Origin of the sequence: Microbacterium jejuense (genome assembly GCF_019511665.1) — a bacterium.
GTDB classification, from domain to species: Bacteria; Actinomycetota; Actinomycetes; order Actinomycetales; family Microbacteriaceae; genus Microbacterium; species Microbacterium jejuense_A.
Genome location: NZ_JAEUAW010000020.1, coordinates 40,670 through 60,444, shown reverse-complemented (window position 1 = coordinate 60,444; position 19,775 = coordinate 40,670). Strand labels below are relative to the sequence as shown.

At 71.9% G+C, this 19,775-nt stretch carries 16 protein-coding genes and 1 pseudogene; 6 read left to right on the top strand and 11 right to left on the bottom strand.

Annotated elements, in window-relative coordinates; all coding sequences use genetic code 11:
* Positions 1-414, bottom strand: a 414-nt coding sequence (locus tag JNB62_RS17880; protein WP_374451203.1) for an antibiotic biosynthesis monooxygenase, incomplete at its 3' end; no start/stop codon positions are given.
* A gap of 146 nt (positions 415-560) precedes the next feature.
* Positions 561-1,166, bottom strand: a pseudogene (locus JNB62_RS19675) (DUF998 domain-containing protein); the annotation flags it as partial.
* Between the two features lie 420 nt (positions 1,167-1,586).
* Between JNB62_RS19675 and JNB62_RS17870 the strand changes: the two are divergent.
* Positions 1,587-3,272 carry a DEAD/DEAH box helicase gene (locus JNB62_RS17870; RefSeq protein WP_220302250.1) on the top strand — a complete coding sequence of 562 codons (1,686 nt, stop codon included), beginning with the start codon at positions 1,587-1,589 and terminating at the stop codon, positions 3,270-3,272.
* A gap of 51 nt (positions 3,273-3,323) precedes the next feature.
* Here the strand turns inward: JNB62_RS17870 and JNB62_RS17865 are convergent, their stop codons facing one another.
* Positions 3,324-3,980: a TetR/AcrR family transcriptional regulator gene (locus tag JNB62_RS17865; RefSeq protein WP_220302249.1), complete on the bottom strand. Its 657-nt coding sequence runs from the start codon at positions 3,978-3,980 to the stop codon at positions 3,324-3,326.
* A gap of 70 nt (positions 3,981-4,050) precedes the next feature.
* Here JNB62_RS17865 and JNB62_RS17860 point away from each other — a divergent pair, with 70 nt between their 5' ends.
* On the top strand, positions 4,051-4,995 hold the full coding sequence (locus JNB62_RS17860) for an alpha/beta fold hydrolase (protein WP_220302248.1): 945 nt from the start codon (positions 4,051-4,053) through the stop codon (positions 4,993-4,995).
* Between the two features lie 114 nt (positions 4,996-5,109).
* The gene (locus JNB62_RS17855; protein WP_220302247.1) at positions 5,110-5,502 is read left to right on the top strand and encodes a hypothetical protein; all 393 of its coding nucleotides are present in this window, start codon (positions 5,110-5,112) and stop codon (positions 5,500-5,502) included.
* A gap of 4 nt (positions 5,503-5,506) precedes the next feature.
* Here JNB62_RS17855 and JNB62_RS17850 read toward each other — a convergent pair whose 3' ends face one another.
* The gene (locus tag JNB62_RS17850) at positions 5,507-6,634 is read right to left on the bottom strand and encodes an Rv2578c family radical SAM protein (protein WP_220302246.1); all 1,128 of its coding nucleotides are present in this window, start codon (positions 6,632-6,634) and stop codon (positions 5,507-5,509) included.
* Positions 6,635-6,754: 120 nt separating this feature from the next.
* Here JNB62_RS17850 and JNB62_RS19650 point away from each other — a divergent pair, with 120 nt between their 5' ends.
* On the top strand, positions 6,755-8,041 hold the full coding sequence (locus JNB62_RS19650) for a M15 family metallopeptidase (protein ID WP_220302245.1): 1,287 nt from the start codon (positions 6,755-6,757) through the stop codon (positions 8,039-8,041).
* A 111-nt stretch (positions 8,042-8,152) separates the two neighbouring features.
* Positions 8,153-9,316, top strand: a complete 1,164-nt coding sequence (locus tag JNB62_RS17840; RefSeq protein WP_220302244.1) for an acyl-CoA dehydrogenase family protein — start codon at positions 8,153-8,155, stop codon at positions 9,314-9,316.
* A gap of 468 nt (positions 9,317-9,784) precedes the next feature.
* Here the strand turns inward: JNB62_RS17840 and JNB62_RS17835 are convergent, their stop codons facing one another.
* From JNB62_RS17835 to JNB62_RS17810, 5 genes are all read right to left on the bottom strand, one after another.
* Positions 9,785-10,357 carry an ECF transporter S component gene (locus JNB62_RS17835; RefSeq protein WP_220302243.1) on the bottom strand — a complete coding sequence of 191 codons (573 nt, stop codon included), beginning with the start codon at positions 10,355-10,357 and terminating at the stop codon, positions 9,785-9,787.
* Positions 10,354-11,229: a siderophore-interacting protein gene (locus JNB62_RS17830; protein ID WP_220302242.1), complete on the bottom strand. Its 876-nt coding sequence runs from the start codon at positions 11,227-11,229 to the stop codon at positions 10,354-10,356. Before JNB62_RS17830 ends, JNB62_RS17835 begins: the two co-directional genes overlap by 4 nt.
* 40 nt (positions 11,230-11,269) lie before the next feature.
* The gene (locus JNB62_RS17825; RefSeq protein WP_220302241.1) at positions 11,270-12,121 is read right to left on the bottom strand and encodes an energy-coupling factor transporter transmembrane component T; all 852 of its coding nucleotides are present in this window, start codon (positions 12,119-12,121) and stop codon (positions 11,270-11,272) included.
* Complete coding sequence (locus tag JNB62_RS19315; RefSeq protein ID WP_223231244.1) at positions 12,118-14,187, bottom strand: ABC transporter ATP-binding protein; 2,070 nt, start codon at positions 14,185-14,187, stop codon at positions 12,118-12,120. The genes JNB62_RS17825 and JNB62_RS19315 overlap by 4 nt, the downstream gene beginning before the upstream one ends.
* An 86-nt stretch (positions 14,188-14,273) precedes the next feature.
* Complete coding sequence (locus tag JNB62_RS17810) at positions 14,274-14,825, bottom strand: ECF transporter S component (RefSeq protein ID WP_220302240.1); 552 nt, start codon at positions 14,823-14,825, stop codon at positions 14,274-14,276.
* 142 nt (positions 14,826-14,967) lie between these two features.
* Between JNB62_RS17810 and JNB62_RS17805 the strand changes: the two genes are divergently transcribed.
* Entirely contained in the window at positions 14,968-17,982 is a 3,015-nt protein-coding gene (locus JNB62_RS17805) for a S8 family peptidase (protein ID WP_220302239.1), read from the top strand.
* Between the two features lie 344 nt (positions 17,983-18,326).
* Here the strand turns inward: JNB62_RS17805 and JNB62_RS17800 are convergent, their stop codons facing one another.
* Positions 18,327-19,316 (bottom strand): pirin family protein, encoded by a 990-nt coding sequence (locus JNB62_RS17800; RefSeq protein WP_220302238.1) that lies wholly within the window; start codon positions 19,314-19,316, stop codon positions 18,327-18,329.
* A 10-nt stretch (positions 19,317-19,326) separates the two neighbouring features.
* Positions 19,327-19,650 (bottom strand): GNAT family N-acetyltransferase, encoded by a 324-nt coding sequence (locus JNB62_RS17795; protein ID WP_220302237.1) that lies wholly within the window; start codon positions 19,648-19,650, stop codon positions 19,327-19,329.
* Between the last annotated feature and the right edge of the window lie 125 nt (positions 19,651-19,775).

Sequence of the window (19,775 nt, the reverse complement as noted above, 5' to 3'; positions counted from 1 at the left end):
CACACTACTAATCGTGGGCAGCGTCAGATGTGAATAAGAGACAGGACCGGTCGCGGGTGCAGCGGGTCCCCTCGTCTCGACGGACGTCGCGAACGGAGCGTCGAACCAGCCCTCGATGCCGGTGCGCCGCTCGACCTTGACCTCGCGGGCGAAGGCACGGCCCGAGTCGAGCCACCACGCGCGCTGCGGTGAATCCTCCCAGCCCTCCAGGGTCGGGATGTCGCGGAAGCGGTACAGCATGTACCAGAGGTCACTGCCCTCGCCCGCGCGGACCCAGCCGGAGCCGAGGAAGCCGTCGAAGCCGGCGGCCAGGTCGGTTCCTGCTTGCATCCAGCTCGTGGCTTCTGCAGTGCGGGACGGGTCGATGCGACGTTCGATCGCGACGGTGACGGGGTGGGCCACGGGTTCTGCCATGGCATCCATTGTGAGACCGCCGCAGCGCGATCACGGCGCGGGGTGCGCGTCGCAGCGGGGGCGGCCGCCAGCACGCGCGGCAGGCGCAGCAGCCAGATGCCCATCGTGACGAAGGCGATGAACTCGAACATCGCCAGCGTGATGAGTCCTGCCGTCAGCACCACCATGCCCACCGCGAGCAGGGTGACGCAGAACGTCGTCGCCCTGCGGAAGCGCCGGCTGCGCCCGGGGATCGCGAGGCCCGTCGACACCGTCGCCAGGAACGACAGCCCGAGCCCCGTGGCGATCACGTTGTGCATGTCGGGGCTCACCGGGATGGGCACGAGTCCCACAGCGGTGAGGTGCAGGCCCGCCGAGACGAGCGACCCGCGGAACGCTCGCGCAGATCGCAACCGGATCCCGTCCGGAAGCGCCACCGCGATCAGGACGCCGTAGGCGGCGAGGAAGAATCCGGCGAAGATCGTCGTCGCGTTGAAGGTGCGGCCCGAGAAGTCGGAGTGCGTCCCCAGCTGCGAGAAATGGTGGTGCCACCACGTCGGATCATGGGTCGTCAGCACGGCCAGCAGCACGCCTGCGGGCAGTGAGAGCACCGCGAGACGCCCGATGCCGTGCGCGACGGCGGCCGGGTGCGGCGCGACGGCGGGGTCTGCGCGGATCGCCTTGTCCGGTAGGGATGCCGGCAGCGACGAGGCCGCGACCGGGTACGATGCGGCTGGACCGCTGGTGACGTCTGAAAGGGTCGTGGGAGGCATTCGACTCACGATCGGTTCGGTTCGACGTGGTGTCCGGTGTCGGACCACCCCAGATGAACCGACACGGAAACCCCGTCGGTGTGACGACAGATTCCCCAGTGCGACGGGGACGCCGAACTGCAGAAAACCCCAGTTCAGCGGTGACCCCCCGGTCGGCGGCAAGCCGCTGAGGCAACAGTAGCCCGACTGACCCGGTGAACGCTGGCCGTTGACACAACGCGACCCGCGCAGCGGCGGACCGGACGGGCTCGCATGGACCGCGACGCGCGGGTGCTTCCGGCCGCCCGAGGCGTCCGGGCGCGGTCGCCGGGCGGGCCGTCGATGCGACGCCCGGACCCGCCCGGGTACCCTGGAACGGCCGGCTCACGCACCTGACGTGGTCGCCGCGCGCGCTCGCGGATCGCACCCAGGAGGAGCCGGATGCCCAAGAACAAGAAGCCCGGCGGAGGCCGCGCGCCGAAGAACTACGACCCGCGCTACAACCCCCGCGCCCGCGCAGCCGGAGGCGGCCGCGGCACGGACGACGTCGGCCGCGGCGACGGGCAGAAGCGTCGCCCGGGCGAGTCGTCGGCAGGCAAGGCGGGCAGCCGCAGCCCGGGCCATCGCGGTCATCGCCCGGAGGCCTCGGAGGGGGCGCCGAAGCGTCGCTGGACCGAGCAGGAGCGCGCCGGTCGTGACGAGGCGCGCGCCATCCGCACGCACGCCCGCGACGATCGTCCCCGTCGTGACGGCGGACCCGCACGCGAGCAGCCGACACGACGCGACGCTGCGCCCCGCCGTGGCAACGGCGCCCCGCGCGACGAACGGCCCCGGCACGACGGACGGCCCCGGCACGACGAGCGACGCCGTGACGACCGTCCGCGCCGCGACGACGCTCCCCGCCGCGACGACGCGCGGTCGGATGTGGTCCACGAGCGCCTGCGCGCCGATGCCGTCGTGCCGGGCGAGGTGGACGCCGCGAGCTTCGGTGATCTCGGCCTCGGGCAGAACATCGTCAAGACGCTCGACGAGCTCGGGGCGCGGCATCCCTTCGCCATCCAGGCCGCCACGATCCCCGCGATCCTCGAGGGGCGGGACGTGCTCGCCCGCGGGCGCACCGGCTCGGGCAAGACGATCGCGTTCGGCGCGCCGCTGGTCGAGAGCGTGCTGCGGTCGCAGGCGGGCCAGAAGCGCGAGATCGGCCGCCCGCCGCGTGCCCTGATCCTCGCGCCGACGCGCGAGCTGGCGCTGCAGATCGACGCGACCATCCAGCCCATCGCGCGCAGCGTCGGCCTGTTCACGACCCAGATCTACGGCGGCGTGCCCAAGGCGCGGCAGCTCGGCGCGCTCAAGAAGGGCATCGACATCGTCATCGGCACGCCGGGGCGCATCGAAGACCTCGTCGAGGCCCGTGCGCTCGACCTGTCGCACGTGCGCGTCGCGGTGCTCGACGAGGCCGACCACATGTGCGAGCTCGGGTTCCTGCAGCCGGTGCAGCGCATCATGCGGCGCACGCCGCGCGACGCGCAGCGGCTGCTGTTCTCGGCGACCCTCGACGGTGAGGTGTCCTCGCTGGTCAAGGAGTTCCTGACGAGGCCCGCCGTGTACGAGGTCGCCGGCGAGACGCAGCGCTCGGGCACCATCGACCACCGCGTGCTCGTCGTCGACCACCGCGACAAGGCGGAGCTGCTGCGCGCGCTCGTCGACCGCGACGGCAAGACGCTCGTGTTCACACGCACCCGCGCGTACGCCGAGATGCTCGCCGAGCAGTTCGGCGACGCCGGCATCCGCGCGCTGGCGCTGCACGGCGACCTCGATCAGGCGCGGCGCACCCGCAACCTCGAGAAGCTGACCTCGGGCCGGATCGATGTGCTGGTGGCCACGGACGTCGCCGCGCGCGGCATCCACGTCGACGACATCGACCTCGTGGTGCAGGCCGACCCGCCCGACGAATACAAGACGTACCTGCACCGCGCCGGTCGCACCGGCCGGGCGGGGGCGTCGGGCACGGTCGTCACGCTCGTGACGCGGTCTCGCCGTGCGCGGCTCGAAGAGCTGCTGCACCGGGCCGACATCGAGGCGCCGTTCACCGAGACGCGTCCGGGAGACGAGCTCCCCGGCCGCTGACGGTCAGGGGCGAGTGGATGCCGGGCGCCCGGCATCCACTCTCCGCAGCGGTCAGGCGGCTGTGCCGATCGTGGCGACGAGCGCGGGGTCGCCGCCGAGTCCGATGAGGCGCGAGCGCAGGGCGACCTCGGCGCGCTCGTACGGCTCGGCGCTCTCGTGGAGCAGAGAGCGGGTGTTGGCAGCCTCGAGGAACGCCACCATCTCGAACGTCAGCTGCCGGGCGTCGTCGAGGAGCGGCAGCTCGCCGGCGTCCATGGCGTGCTGGAGGCTGCCCGCGAGGTAGTCCTCCCATTCGCTGGAGGCGGCCACGACGGCGTCGCGCACCGCACCCGGCTTGGCGTCGAACTCGACCGAGGTGGCGGCGAAGAAGCAGCCGCCGCGGAAGACGCGGTCGCGCGAGTACGCCAGCCACGCCGAGAGGAGCGTGCACACGCGCACGAGGCCGCGCGGAGTCGTGGCGCGCGCGGGTGCGATGACCGCGTCGATGAACACCTCGCGGGCAGCGGCGACGACGGCCAGCTGCAGCTGCTCCTTCGAGCCGAAGAGGGTCGCGATGCCGCTCTTGCTGTGACCTGAGGCGTCGGCGAGCCGGCCGATCGTGAGGCCGTCGAGGCCGTCGACGGTCGCGGTGTCGACCGCGTGGGTGAGGATGGCGCGCCGCGACTCGTCGCCGCGGACGCGGCGTCTGTCGGTCGGGGCTTGTGGCACGCTCCGAGGTTACCGTACGATCGTTCGTATTCATAAGTACGATCGTTCGTATTCTTCTGATCGGAGCATCATGAGCACCGCACGCAGCCTGCCCGGCGCCGCCATCCGCGCGGCCGCGACGATCTCGCCCCGAGCGGGCGCCGCGGTCGCGATGCCCTTCTTCGCGCACGTCGCGAAGCCCCGGCCGGTGCACACGGACGATGCGCCCACGATGTCGCTCGCGCGTCGGCGCACCCTGCGCATCCCGGGTATCGATCGCCGGGGCGTTGACGTGGCCGTGTACGAATGGGGACGCGGGCCGCGCACGATCGTCCTGTCGCACGGGTGGCTCGGTCGCGCGAGCCAGCTCTCGGCCCTCGTGCGCGAGTTCACGGCAGAGGGGTACCGCGTCGTGGCGTTCGACGGCCCCGCCCACGGCGATTCCGCCGGCCGGCGCATGTATCTCGTCGACTGGCTCGACGTCTTCGCCGACCTGCAGCAGCGGCACGGACGGTTCGATGCGGTCGTCGGCCACTCGTTCGGCGGCCTCGCGGCGCTCGTCGGCGTCGCCGGCGGCGTCGAGGCGGACCGCGTCGTGACGATCTCGGCACTGGCCGACGCCGACGAGATCCTGCGCGGGTTCCAGCGCATGATGGGCTGCTCGGACGCGGTCATCGCGCGGCTGCGCGAGCGCTTCGCGGCCCGCTACTTCCCCGGCGACCCCGACCCGTTCGCGTGGCTCTCGGCCGTCCGGCGGCCCCTGCCCGACGGCATCCCGCTCCTGGTCGTCCACGACCGGGGCGACCGGTTCGTGCCCTTCGGCGAGTCGGTGCGCATCGCTGCGGCCAACCCGGCGGCGCACGTCATGCCGACGACGGGGCTCGGGCACAACCGCATCCTCGCCGCCGATGCGGTGCTCGACGCGGTCGTGGAGTTCGTGACGACGGATGCCTCGTCCCCGGCCCCCTCGAGGGCGCCCGTTCCTCCGACGGTCGCCGCGCCCGCACGTGTGGCGGAGGCGGTCGTCGCCGGATGACGCCGGGGTCGCTGTCGCCCGTCCCGCTCGTGCTGTGAACGGCGAGTCGGCCGGAGCGGCGTACCGCCTGGGCTGACGACGGGCGTCTCGCGACGGATGCCGCAGAATCGGAGAGTGTTGATCCGGCCGCGCAGAGAAGTGCTGACCACCGGTGGCGTGGTCGTATCGGTGGTCGCGCTGCTCGCCGGTATCGGCATGCTGTGGCTCGTGGGGGCGATGGTGGTGCAGACCGTGCAGGACGGCACAGGACTCTTCGACATGGTCGGCATCGCGCGTCCGACACCCCTGTGGATGGCGATCGTCGCGCTCTGCCTGCTCTCGTACGCCGGTGTGGCCTTCATCGTCGACAGCGCCGGCTATCTCGTCCGCGCCGTACGCGGCGAGCTCCCGCGCCCGGCCGGCGACCTGCGTGCCCGGCGTGAGCACGCCGCCCGCAAGGCGTCGCGGCACCAGCGGCAGGTATGGGCCCGCTCCGCCGAGGCCCGCCGGCGGCGCGCCGCCGAGTAGCGCCTCAGAAGAGACGGGTGGATGCCTCGGCCGCCGCGCTCGCGGCACCCCTCGTCGTCGCACGCGAGGTGGCGGCGGCACGTCCGCGCGAGGTGACCATGATCGGGGGCGCCGCACGTGCATCTGCTCGGGAGGCGAGGCCGGCGACCGGCGCGCCGCGCTCGTTCTCTTCTTCGGCGCGCCCGTCGAGACCGTGCACGCGCAGCAGCGGCCGCACCCGCTTGGCCAGCCAGGCCCGGTAGGCCTTGGGGGCGTTCGCCGTCGCACCCGGATACAGCCCGCGATACGACGAGACGAGTTCGGGATGCCGCTCCGCCAGCCACTGCAGGAACCACTGCTTCGCCCCCGGGCGCAGGTGCAGGGCGCCGTAGACCACGCGCACCGCGCCGGCGGCCTTGATGCGTGCGAGGGCGTGGTCGATGGCGGCGATCGAGTCGGTCAGGTGGGGGATGATCGGCATCAGGAACACGGTGACCCGGAACCCGGCCTCGGTCGCCGCCCGCACCGTCTCGAGGCGTGCGGTCGCGTTCGGTGTACCGGGCTCGATGAGGTGCTGCAGCTCGTCGTCGAACACCGCGATCGACATCGCGAGCGTCACGTGCACGTCCTGCGCCGCGGCCGTCAGCAGCGGAAGATCCCGGCGCAGCAGCGTGCCCTTGGTGAGGATCGAGAACGGGGTCCCCGACTCGGTGAGGGCCGAGACGATCCCGGGCATCAGCTTGTATCGCCCCTCGGCCCGCTGGTACGGATCGGTGTTGGTGCCGAGCATGACCGGGTCGCGGTGCCAGGTGCCCCGCCGCAGCTCCTTCTGCAGCACGTCCGCCACGTTGACTTTGACCACGACCTGCGTGTCGAAGTCACGCCCGGCGTCGAGCTCCAGGTACTCGTGCGTCCCCCGAGCGAAGCAGTAAACGCATGCATGACTGCACCCCCGATAGGGGTTCACGGTCCAGTCGAAGGGCATCGCGGAGGCGCTCGGCACGTGGTTCAGCGCGGACTTGCAGAGCACCTCGTGGAACGTCACCCCGGCGAATTCGGGTGTGGTCACCGAGCGCACCAGTCCGTTGAGCTGTTCCATGCCGGGCAGGGCCGCGGCATCCGCCACTCCCAGTTCCTGCCCCTGCCACCGCATGTCTCCATAAGAACAAAGCTTCGAACTTAAGTCAAGGTGGAACGCTGTCTCGATCGAACACCACGCGAAGGGATGCCGCCCGCCTGGCCAAATCCGACGGTCGCGGCGAGAATGGCTGACGTGACGGAGCCTGGCGGGCTCGTTACCCCCCGAGCCGCCCCCGAGACTCGTCGTGCCGCCCGAGCGATGCGCGAAGAGGCGGAGCGGCGTGCCCGCGCGGCGGCCCAGGGGGTCGAGGCCGAACCCGTCCTCCGCACGTCCCTCGATGCTTCGGACGCGGCCGCGCGCGACGTCCCGGCGACCGACACCGTGCCCCTCTTCACCGTCGACACGGCGCCCGTGCTGACGGTCGGCACCGGGCCGACGGCATCCATCGATCCGCCGAAGACGCCCGCGACACGGGCCGTCGCGCGCGTCGCCGCGGGGCCTCAGCCGCTCGGCGACCTCGTGACCGAGGACGCGACGCCGGCGCGTCACGTGCGTCCGCGGCGGATGGCACGGCGCATCGCGCTGGTCGCGGGACTGGCGACCGGAGCGGCACTGCTGCTGGGATCGTCCGCCGCCGTGACCGCGATGATCGCCGACACCCAGCAGCACGACAGCGCGACCACGGCCGCGCTCACGGTGGCGCCGCCGACGATCGAGCAGCTGCCTGTCCCCGACGTGCAGGAGTCGCCGCCGGCTGCCGATCTGTGCACGCTCTCGACGTTCACGACCGCCCTGCAGGCCGGCGACGACGAAGGCGCCGTGGTCGCTGCCGGCGGAGGTGAGGCGTTCCGCGCGGCCGTCGTCGAGGGGCGCGCCCCGTGCGTCGACCTCGGCGACTCGTCGCGCATCTGGACCGTGCTCGACAAGCACCGCCCGGCCAACCCGATCGACTACCGTCCGGGCAACCTCGTGCTGCCCGGCGGCGTGCGCAACATCGAAGGCGGGGCGCTGCGGGCGGATGCCGCCGCCGCGCTCTCTGCGATGGTCGCCGCCGCGCGCGACGCGGGCGCGGGCGAGCTCGCGCTGGAGAGCGGGTTCCGCTCGTACCAGACGCAGCAGACGACGTACGGCCGGCACTTCGCCGAGCGCGGCGAGCGCGCCGACCTCGTGAGCGCCCGGCCGGGGTACAGCGAGCACCAGCTGGGCCTCAGCGCCGACGTCGTGGCGTGTGCGGGCGGGTGCTCGGGGCTGGACGAGCTTGCGGCATCCCCTCAGGGGCAGTGGGTCGCCGCCCACGCGTGGGAGCACGGCTGGATCGTGCGGTACGTCGACGGTGCGACAGCGGTCACCGGCTACACGCCGGAGCCGTGGCACCTGCGCTACGTCGGACCCGAGCTCGCGAAGGCGTACCACGACGGCGGCTGGACCTCGCTCGAGGAGTTCTTCGGGCTCGAGGCTGCGCCCGACTACCTCGACTGAGCCGATCCGCCGCGGATGCGGCATCCTCTCTCAGTGAAACTGAGTACCATTCCTCTTGGGATTCAATCTCTACCGCCTCAGCGCAGACGGCAACACGAGAGGAAGGCGCACATGGAGCGCGACATCTACGACGAGGACCACGAGGCGTTCCGCGACGTCGTCAAGGAGTTCATCAAGCGCTACGCGACCGAAGAGAAGCGCAAGGAATGGGATGCCGCGGGTGAGATCGACCGCGCGACCATGCTCGCGGCGGGCGAGGCCGGCATCATCGGCCTGAGCGTGCCCGAGGAGTTCGGCGGCGCCGGCATGCTGCAGGACTACCGCTTCCGCGCGATCGTGCTCGAAGAGACCATCGGCGCGGGCCTCGGCTCGCTCGCCGGCGCGCTCGGCATCCAGGACGACCTGGCGGTGCCCTACATCGTCCACATGGGCACGCAGGAGCAGAAGGAGAAGTGGCTCCCCGGCATGGCGACGGGCGAGATCCTCGGCGCCCTCGCGATGACCGAGCCGGGCGCGGGTTCCGACCTGCGCGGCATCAAGACGACCGCCAAGAAGGTCGACGGCGGCTACATCGTCAACGGCGCCAAGACGTTCATCTCGTCGGGCAAGACCGCCGACATCGTCGTGACGTTCGTCAAGACGGGCGAGGGCAACCGCCCCGACGCGTTCAGCCTGCTGATCCTCGAGGACGGCATGGAGGGCTTCGAGCACGGCAAGAAGCTCGAGAAGATGGGCTTCCACGGCTGGGACACCGCGGAGCTGTCGTTCACCGACGTGTTCGTGCCCGACGCGAACCTCATCGGCGGCAAGGAGGGCATGGGCTTCATCCAGCTCATGATGAACCTCCCGCTGGAGCGGCTGTCGATCGGCGTCGCGGCGGCCGCCGCGTGCGAGGCGGCTTTCCACTGGACGCGCGACTACGTGCTCAGCCGCGAGGCGTTCGGCGAGCGGATCGCGGACTTCCAGAACACGCGCTTCAAGCTCGCCGACATGGCCACGACCGTCGACGTCACGTGGGTGTACAACGACCGCGCCATGATGCTCTACAAGGACCAGAAGCTGACCGCCGAAGAGGCCGCCAAGGTCAAGTTCTGGTCGACCGACCGCGAGGCCGAGGTGCTCGACATCGGCGTGCAGCTGCACGGCGGCTACGGCTACATCACCGAGTACCCGATCGCCCGCGCCTACCTCGACGCCCGCGTGCACCGCATCTACGGCGGCACGAACGAGATCATGCGCGACATCGTCTCGCGCCAGATCGTCGGCAAGCGCTGACCCCGGCGGGCCGCTGAGCCTGTCGGTCCCTGAGCCCGTCGGTCCCTGAGCCCGTCGAAGGGTGGATGCCGCCACCCGGCGCCCCGCAAGGGCCCGGGTGGCGGCATCCCTCTTTCGTCTCGCGTTTGTGGCGAGTCGCCCCGACCAGCGTTTCTGGTGAGTCGCCAAGAACGAGGAAGCGAGGGCGCGGTTTCTGGCGAGTCGCCAAGAACGCCGGGGTCGTCGATGAAGGGCGGCCGACCAGCGTTTCTGGCGAGTCGCCACGAACGAGGAAGCGAGGGCGCGGTTTCTGGCGAGTCGCCAAGAACGCCGCCGTCGCCGATCAGGGGCGGCCGACCAGCGCTTCTTGGCGAGTCGCCACGATCGGCGACCTCGGCTCGCGGTTCCTGGCGACTCGCCGGGATGGGAGCGCGGATGCCGCCACCCCGGGCGCCGCGAAGGCCCGGGTGGCGGCATCCGTCGTTGCGGTCAGTGCTGACCGGCGGGGCCGCTGCCGCGACCGAGACCGCGGCCGGCGAGGCCCCGGCGACGGGCGAGCTTGGCCACGCCGGCGCGCCGCAGGCGGTCGGCGATGACGATGCCGAGAGCGGTGCCGCCGACGCAGCTCGCGACCGACAGCGCGAAGAAGCCGACCTGGGCGCCCACCGTCATCGACGCGAGGTCGAACGACACCGCGGCGAGGACCGGGTACAGCACGCCCACGACGGCGGCGCCGGCGTAGTACTGCCACGTGCGCCAGCTGCGGTAGAGGGCGAGCAGGAAGGGCAGCTCGGCGAAGAACGCCCACCACAGGTTCGTCGCCAGGTACGGGAACACCACGAGGCCCGAGATGAGTCCGACGAGCAGTCCGGCGAGCGGACGCTCGATGAGGCGCAGCGCGACGACGGCCGGCAGCAGCCACAGGCCCGCGAGGGCGACCGACACGAAGGGCACGACGGCGAACAGCACCGTCGACAGGGCGGTGGCGCCCCACAGCATGACGCCGCCCGCGACGCCGATCGCCGCGCACGTGAGCAGGTACGCCGTGGTCGCGCGGCTCACGAGTGCGCCTCGGCCGTCGCGCGCTGCGACTTGGGGGCGGGCGAGGCGGCGCCCACGCGCCAGTAGCCGATGAAGCTCACGTGGTCCTTCGAGACGCCGCGCTCGCCGACGAGGTGGCGGCGGCCGTCGGTCGCGAGCGCCTGCTCGCCCGCGATGTAAGCGTGGAACGGGGATGCCGGCAGCGCGGCATCCTGCAGCGCCCTCAGTGCGAGCGTGCCAGGCTTGACGTCGTCCTCGCGGACGATGAAGCGCACGGTGACGCCCGCCGGGTGCGGGAAGTCGAGGGCGTCCTCGGCGGAGGGGACCTCGACGATCGCCAGACCCTGCGCGTCGGACGGCAGCGACGCGCAGATGCCCGCGACCGCCGGCATACCGGTCTCGTCGGTCACGAGCACGACGCGGTCGGTGCCGCGCTCGGGGTTGAACGACAGGCCCTCGTCGATGACCACGACGCTCTCGCCCGCGCGGCACGACTGCGCCCAGCGCGACGCCGGACCGGCCGTGCCGTCCTCGGCCGACCCGTGCACGACGAAGTCGACGTCGAGCTCGGCGCCGGTCGTCGCGGTGGCGGGGCGGAACGCCCGCACGGTGTAGTTGCGCATGACGGGCCGCACGCCGTCGGGGATGCGGAGGTACTTCAGGTACCCGAACAGCTTGTTGGCCTTTGGGGGGATGCGCTCCAGACCCTCGTCGCCGCCGAGCGGCAGGAAGATGCGGAACCACTGGTCGTAGCCCATCGGGCGGAAGCTGTCGATCTCGCCCCCGCCGAGGGTGACCCGCATCCAGTGCGGCGACAGCTGAGCGGTGCGCAGCACCGTGAGGTGCACGAGACCGGCGGTCTCGGGCTTGACCAGTCGTGGGGCCGGGGCCATCAGGCTGCTCCGTTTCGATCGGGGTGCGGGTGGGTGGCCGTCACGAGAGCCCCCACGGGAAGAACACGGCGAACAGCACGGCCGAGACCGCCCAGAACGCCAGGACGAACACGGTGTCGCGAGCGCGCCAGGGCACCAGGTGCCGCTCGGTGCGGTCGGGGTGGGCGCCGAAGGCCCGTGAGTCCATCGCGAGCGCGACGCGCTCCGCGTGCCGGATCGCACCGGCCAGCAGCGGCACGATGTACCCGAACCAGCGCGCGATCGCCGCGAACGGGCCGCGGCCGCCGTGCGCGCCGCGCACGCGGTGGGCCTGGCGGATGACGTCGAGCTCGTGCCCGAACCGCGGCACGAACCGGAACGCCGCCAGCGCCGTGTAGCCGATCCGGTACGGCACCCGCAGCTGCTGCACGCCCGCCCGCACCAGGTCGGGCCCCGTGGTCGACAGCCCGGCGATGAGCGTCAGGGCGACGATGGCCGCCAGTCGCAGCCCCGTCGCGAAGCCCACGGCGAGCGCCCCGCCGTACATCGTCCAGCCGCCGAGCTGCCACACGACCACGGACTGGTCCACGCGCGACGCGTCGGTCCACAGGGCGAACCCGAATCCGATGACGACGGCGCTGACCGGCACCGCCAGCAGCAGCACCGCCGCCAGCCGCCGCGTGAAGTTCACGCCCACGAGCAGCACCGCGTACGCCAGCAGCAGGAACGCGGCCGGCGTGGCGGCATCCCTCACGAACACCAGCAGCACCATCGCCGGGACCGGCGCGGCCAGCTTCGCCAGCGGGTTCAGCGCATACAGGAAGCGGACGGGGGATGCCGCCACCCGCCGCGCGTACGGATCGACGGTGCTGTGCGCGGCCGTCGTAGCGGTGAGGGGTCCGGCGTCGGTCATGCCGCCCCTCCCGCGGGCGCCCCGACGGCGCCGGGCAGGTCGGCGAGGCGCGCGACGTGCGAGAGCCCGGGATGCCGCACCAGGCCGCGTAGGGCGCGACGCAACGGGGGCGGGCGCAGGCCGGCGCGCCGGATGAGGTCGTCGTCGACGAACACGTCGCCCGTCGCCCCGTCGGCGACCACGCGGCCGTCGGCGAGCACCACGGTGCGGTCGGCGTGGTCGGTGACCAGCTGCATGTCATGCGTCACGACGACGATCGTCGTGCCCTCGGCGTTGAGCTCCGACAGCAGCGACAGCAGCTCGTCCGCGCGGGCGCGGTCCTGCCCGAACGTCGGCTCGTCGAGCACGAGCACCGGAGCGCCCGCGACCAGCGCGGTGCCCACCGACAGCCGGCGCTTCTGCCCGCCCGACAGCAGGAACGGGTGGCTGTCGGCCTTGTCGGTCAGCCCGAACCGCTGCAGCAGCGCCTCGGTGCGCGTGCGCACCTCGTCGTCGGGCAGGTGCTGCAGGCGCAGCCCGTGGGCGATCTCGTCGAAGACCGTGTGCGCGATGAACTGGTGCTCGGGGTTCTGGAAGACGAACCCGATCCGGGCGCTCAGCGTGCGGGCGTCGGCGCGCCCGACGTCGAGACCGTCGACGTGCACGGCGCCCTTCGGCGGCCGGACGACGCCGGCCAGCGCCTGGATCAGCGACGTCTTGCCCGCGCCGTTGGCGCCGACGACGGCGACGAACGCCCCGCGCGGCACGTCGAGGTCGATGCCGTGCAGAACCTCGGTGCGCCCACGGCGCAGCGTGAGGCCTCGCACCGTGATGAGGGCGTCTGCGGCCTCCGGTCGTTGAGCGGAGGGCGCTCCAGCGCCCGAAGACGAAACGTCGGTGCCATCGAGGTCGCTCGTGAGCTCGGGGCGTTTCGTCTCGGGAGTCGGTCGCTGAGCGAGGAGCGCCAGCGACGAGACGAAGCGTCCTCGCTCGCTCAACGACCGGGTGTCGGCGGCCTCCGGTCGTTGAGCGGAGGGCGCTCCAGCGCCCGAAGACGAAACGTTTGTGCCGTCGAGGTCGCTCGTGAGCCCGGGGCGTTTCGTCTCGCTCGTTCCTCGCTCGCTCAACGACCGGGTGTCTGCGGCCTCCGGGCGTTGAGCGGAGGGCGCTCCAGCGCCCGAAGACGAAATGCCCGTGCCGTCGAGGTCGCTCGACGAGCGGGGGGACTCCGCCTCCAGCGCCTCATGCAGCTCGTCGGGGGTCAGCGGCAGCGGGTCGAGCGCGAAGCCCGCGTGGCGCAGTCGCAGGGCCGCGATCGCCGACACCGGCAGCCACACGCCCATGACGTGCAGCTCGGCCGCGCGGCCGCGCAGCACGTCGTCGACCCCGCCGTCGAAGGCGAGCCGCCCGTCGTGGTCGAGCACCACGACGCGGTCGACGAACCCGACGGCGGCGTCGAGGTTGTGCTCCACGAGCAGGATCGCGCGGTCGCGGGCGGCGACGAGCTCGGCCAGGGCCGCGTAGACGTCCTCGATGCCCGCCGGGTCGAGGTTGGCGGTCGGCTCGTCGAGCACGAGCAGCGGCGAGCCCATGGCCAGCGCGCAGGCGATGGCGAGGCGCTGCCGCCCGCCACCCGACAGGCGGTCCGGGTTCTCGGCGCGACGCTCCCACAGCCCCACGCGGCGCAGCGCGGCCTCGGTGCGAGCGAGCACCTCTGCCACCGGCATCCGCAGATTCTCGGGGCCGAAGGCCACCTCGTCGAGGAGGGTGCCCGTCACGAGCTGGGCGTCGGGGTCTTGGAAGACCATGCCCACGCGCGTGCTGAGCTCGGCGACCGGCGTGGTCTGCGTGTCGTGTCCGTCGACCTCGACGCTGCCGCTCACTGTGGCGGGCACCGACTGCGGCAGCAGGCCGTTGAGGGTGAGCGTGAGCGTGGACTTGCCGGATCCGCTGGGGCCCAGCAGCAGCACCACCTCGCCCGGGGCGATGTCGAACGACACCGACGCGGGGGCGGGCGTCTGTTCGCCGTCGTGGATGACGCCGAGCTCGCGAACCCGCAGCAGCGGCACGGCAGGGGCCACGGGCATCCGATCGTCGAAGGAAACTTAGCCTTCCCTAACTTACCCGCACCGCTCTCGCCGGACCAACCGCCGGAGAGTGGATGCCGCGCCCCTCAGCCGCGGCTGCGTCGGGCGATCCCCGCCCGGCGCAGAGCGCTGCCGATCGCGAGGCCGACGGCCGTCCAGGCGACCGGGCCCACGACGAACAGCGCGACGTAGACGATCTGGCCCCACAGCGGGAACCGCGTCACGTCGGCGGCGAACCAGATCGCGACCGCGATCACCGCGCCGACGATCACCGCCGACAGGAAGAAGCGCCATGCGTCCCAGCGCCGGTAGCGGGAGGTCGCCGCGATGAGCTCCTGCAGGCCGCCGATGAGGAGGGCGGTGCCGATGTACCGGCCGATCCACAGCGGGACGACGGCGCTCGCCACGAGTGCCGCTATCAGGTGTGTGATGAGGGCGACCCACGGTCGGCGCAGCAGCTCCTGCGCGATGACGCCGGGCAGCACGTGGACGCCCAGGACCAGTCCGTACAGGATGGGGGCCGCTGCCGAGACGGGCGCGCTCAGCGCGCCGGCGGCGGCCTGCAGCACACCCGTCGCGACGCCGATCGCCGCGCAGGTGAGCAGAACGCTCGTCGAAAGTCGGGTTCGGGGGGCCACCTGCCCAGCGTACTGGCCTGAGGTCTTGCGATTCTCACGTCCTTCTCATTTACTGAGTTTCCGCTGGGAGTTACGTTTGAGCGAGCTGCGCCCCAACGATGTGGCGCAGCCACTTCCTGCACGACAAATCTGGAGGACCACAATGGGTCGAACCTCCCTGAGGACAGCCGCGGTCGTCACACTCGCCGCCCTGTTCACGGGCACTGCATCAGCCAGCTTCGGCGCGGTCCCCGAGGAGGTGAACACCCCGGTTCTCACCGACGCCGCCGACGGCCACTACATCGTCATGCTGAAGGAGGCGCCCCTCGCCACGTATGAGGGCGGCACGAACGGCCTGCAGCGCACGAAGCCCGACAAGGGCAAGCAGCTCGACACCGAGTCGGCGAACTCCAAGGCCTACCTCGCGCACCTCAAGAAGCAGCAGGACAAGGTGGCGGCTGACACGGGCGTCACCGCCGACGCCACGTACGGCGTCGTGGCCAACGGCTTCTCGGCGCAGCTGACGGCCGCACAGGCGACGAAGCTCGCGGGCGACAAGAACGTGCTGGGCGTGTTCCCCGACGAGATCTACCACCCGACCGCGACCCCGTCGACGGAGTTCCTGGGCCTCGGCTCGGTCGACACCGGCACCGGCGGGGTGTGGGATGCCGTGGGCGGCGTCGCAGAAGCCGGCAAGGGCATCGTCGTGGGCGTCGTCGACACCGGCATCGCGCCCGAGAACCCCTCCTTCGCGGGCGACAAGCTCACCTCGAAGAAGGTCGCGGGCGTGCCGTACAAGTCGGGCGGCAACACCGTCGTCTTCGACAAGGCGGACGGCGGCCAGTTCCGCAGCAAGATGGTCAACAGCGCGCAGGAGTGGGACAAGTCGGCCTACAACACGAAGCTGATCGGCGCGCAGTACTTCTCCGCCGGCGCGCAGGCAGCGGGCTTCGACTTCAGCTACGACTTCCTCTCGCCGCGTGACAAGGCCGGTCACGGCTCGCACACCGCCAGCACGGCCGCCGGCAACTTCGGCGTCGACGCGACGGTCGAGGGCATCGACTTCGGCAAGATCTCGGGCGTCGCTCCGGCCGCGAAGGTCGCCGCCTACAAGGCGTGCTACGACGGCCCCGACGAGCTCGTGACCACCGACGACATCTGCGCGGGCAGCGACCTGCTGTCGGCGATCGACCAGGCTGTCGCCGACGGCGTCGACGTCATCAACTACTCGATCGGCGGCGGCGCGGCGACGTCCGTGCTCAGCTGGGACGACATCGCGTTCTTCAACGCCGCCGTCGCGGGGGTCTTCGTGTCGGTGAGCGCCGGCAACGACGGCCCGGACGCCTCGACGGCCGACCACGCCTCGCCGTGGTACACGACGGTCGCGGCATCCACCGTCCCCACGTGGGAGGGCACGGTCCAGTGGGACGGCCAGCAGGCGGCCGGCGCGTCGGTGTCGGTGCCGTTCGGCCAGTCGATCTCGGGCCCGGTCGTCTACGCGGGTGACATCCCGCTGGCCGGCGCCGACCCGGCGGAGGCGGCGCTGTGCTTCCTCGGCACGGTCGACCCCGCGCAGGCAGCCGGCAAGATCGTCGTCTGCGACCGCGGCTCGAACGCACGCGTCGAGAAGTCGCAGACCGTCGCCGAGGCGGGTGGCATCGGCATGGTGCTCGTGAACGTCACGCCGGGTTCGCTCGACAACGACTTCCACTCGGTGCCGACCGTGCACCTGCAGAACACGTACCGCGCCGCGCTGCTCGACTACGTGCAGAACACCGAGACCCCGACGGTCACCCTCGTTGGCGAGAACGTGACCGGCGTCGAGACCCCGACCCCGCAGATCGCGGGCTTCTCGAGCCGCGGCCCGATCCTCGCGGACGGCAGCGACGTCATCAAGCCCGACGTCTCGGGTCCGGGTGTCGCGATCCTCGCGGCCACCGACAACGGCTCGAAAGAGAAGCCCACGTTCGGCATCATGTCGGGCACGTCGATGTCGTCGCCGCACGTGGCCGGCCTCGGTGCGCTCTACCTCGGTGAGCGCCCGCTGGCGGAGCCGTCCGAGATCAAGTCGGCGCTCATGACGACCGCGTACGACCTGGTCGACGCGGCCGGCAACCCCGTCACCGACCCGTTCACGCAGGGCGCCGGCCACGTCGACCCGACGCGGTACTTCAACCCGGGCCTGTCGTACCTCAACGGTCCGGCCGACTGGGCGGCGTACATCGAGGGCGCGCTGTCGCAGGACATGTTCGACGGCATCGACCCGATCGACCCGAGCGACCTGAACATCGCCTCGATCGGCATCGGCGCCCTCGCCGGCACCCAGACGATCACGCGCACCGTGACGGCCTCCGAGGCCGGCACGTACACCGCGTCGATCGACGTGCCGGGTGTGGATGCCGTCGTCTCGCCGTCGTCGTTCACGATCGCCGCGGGCGCCACGCAGGAGTTCACCGTGACGTTCACGACGACCGACGCGCCCATCGGCGAGTGGACCAGCGGTTCGCTCACGTGGACGAGCGCCACCAACACGGTGCGCTCGCCCATCGCGATCCAGCCGGTCGTGGTGGATGCTCCCAAGTCGGCGTCCGGCACGGGTGCCGACGGCACCCTCGACGTCACGGTCACCCCGGGCTTCACCGGCGACCTGCCGCTGAACGTGCTCGGACTCGCCAAGGCCGATGTGCTCATCGACGGTGACGAGACCACCGGCGCCGAGACTGACGGCACGACGGTCAAGTTCGTCGAGGTGCCCGCGGGCACCGACGTCGTGCGGTTCGCGCTCAACTCGTCGGTCGACACGGCCGGCACCGACCTCGACCTGACCGTCTACAAGGTCAAGAGCGAGGGCGGCCAGCGCACCGCGGTGTGGCAGTCGGCGACCGGATCGGCGGACGAGGCCGTGCAGCTCGTCGAGCCCGAGGCCGGATGGTACGAGGTGCGGGCGGACGTCTACGCCTTCACCGGTCCGTTCACGTGGACGGCGACGGTCGCCTCCGTCACCCCTGACGGCGGTCTCGGCGGCTTCGCCGCGACGCCCGACACCCTTGCCGCGCAGCAGTCCGTGCCCACGGACTTCCAGCTGTCGTGGTCGGGACTCGAGGCCGGCAGCTACCTCGGCGTCGTCCGCTACGGCGACTCCGACGTGCGCACCGTCGTCTCGGTCGACGTTCCGTAAGGTTCGTTCCAGCACAGAAGGGGCGTCCGGGCTTCGGCCCGGGCGCCCCTTCGCGTTTCTGGGCGGCGGCTCGTTCTGCCTCGGGAGTCGGTCCCTGAGCGAGGAGCGCCGGCGACGAGACGAAGCGCGCCTGCTCGCTCAGCGTCCGGGGTGGGTGCCACCCGCTCTGTCTCAGGACGGCCCGGGTTGCGCTTCGTCTCGCTCGTTCCTCGCTCGCTCAGCGTCCGGGCTCGTTCCTCGCTCGCTCTCGCAACCACCCGGTCGCTGAGCGAGCGCCGGCGAGACGAAGCGCGGTGCGCAGAGCCGTGGACCGCTGGATGCCGAGAGCCCCGGCATCCACTTCGCTATAGGCGCCGGCGGCGACGGGTGAGGCGCACGGCCGGCAGCGGCGGCGCGGGGATGCGCTCGTCGCCGTGGTCGACGACGTGGCCGAAGCGGGGGCTGTCGGACTCCCATGCGTCACGGGCCTCGACGATCTCTTCGTGGGTGCGGCCGACGAAGTTCCACCACATGACGATGTCGTCCTCGAAGGGCTCGCCGCCCAGGAGGAACACCGTGGCTCCGGTCGCGGTCGCGAGCTCCACGGAAGTGCGGCGCAGTCCCAGGTACAGCAGGTGCGTCGTGTCGAGCGCGACGGCGTCCTCGCCGGCCGGTCCCGGCACGGTGAGCTCGCCGTGCACGGCCACCAGGGCGTGCTCCCAGTCCGCGTTCAGCGGCACGCGGACGCTCGAGCCCGCGGGGATCCGCAGCTCTGCGCCGACGATCGGCGTGTACACGCTCGCGGGCGACGTCACGCCGGCGAGCTCGCCCAGCACGACGGTCGCGGCACCGGGGTCGCCGGCGATCGCCGGCAGGGCGACCTCGGGCAGCACCGCGTGCTGCTCGAACGCGGGGACGCCGTGGCGACGCGACTCGGGGAGCGCGACCCACAACTGCAGCGCGTCGAGCGGTGTCGCGTCGTCGCCCACCGAGTACTCGGAGTGGGCGATGCCCGCGCCGCTCGTCATCAGGTTCAGCGCGCCGCGGCGCACGACGACGTCGCTGCCGACGGTGTCGCGATGCCGCACCTCGCCGAGGTAGGGCCACGTCACCGTCTGCAGGCCGATGTGCGGATGCGGCTCGACGCGCATGCGGGTCTCTTGCGGTCCGAAGCGGTCGAGGAAGCACCACGCCCCGACGAGCGGCAGCTCGCGCTGCGGCAGCGACCGGTGCACGGACATCGCGCGCACGCCGCCGAGCGGAACCTCGCGGGCCTCGAGCAGCAGCGTGCGGGGGCCGTCGCAGTCGACGGCCGTCTCGAGGTCGACGGTGTCGGAGCTGCCGAGCCGGGTCATGTGCGGAACGCTACCGCGATCCGGCGGTGCGCGAGGGCCAGTGGACGTCGAGCCCCGGCACGTCGTTCTGCTCCAGGTACTTCACGACCACCGGGCACAGCGGCACGACGGTCTCGCCGCGGCGGGCCTCATCGGCCATCGCCTCGGCGACCACGGTCTGCGCGAGCCCGCGGCCGCGGAATGCCGGGTCGACCTCGGTGTGGGGGAACCGCTGGCGCCCGCGGGCGTCCGGAGTGAACTCGGTGAAACCGGCGAGGACGTCGCCGACCCAGACCTCGTAGCGCCCCGCGTCGTCGTTGCGGCGGACGGTGACCTCGTGATCGGTGGCAGGCATGGCGTTCCTTTCGACGTCTGCTCCAACGTACTTTCGCCCGCATGGATTCCGCCAGCGACGACACCCCTGGCGCGGCCGCGTCGACGGGTCTATCGTCGGCCTCGTCGGCGGCATCCGCTCCGTCG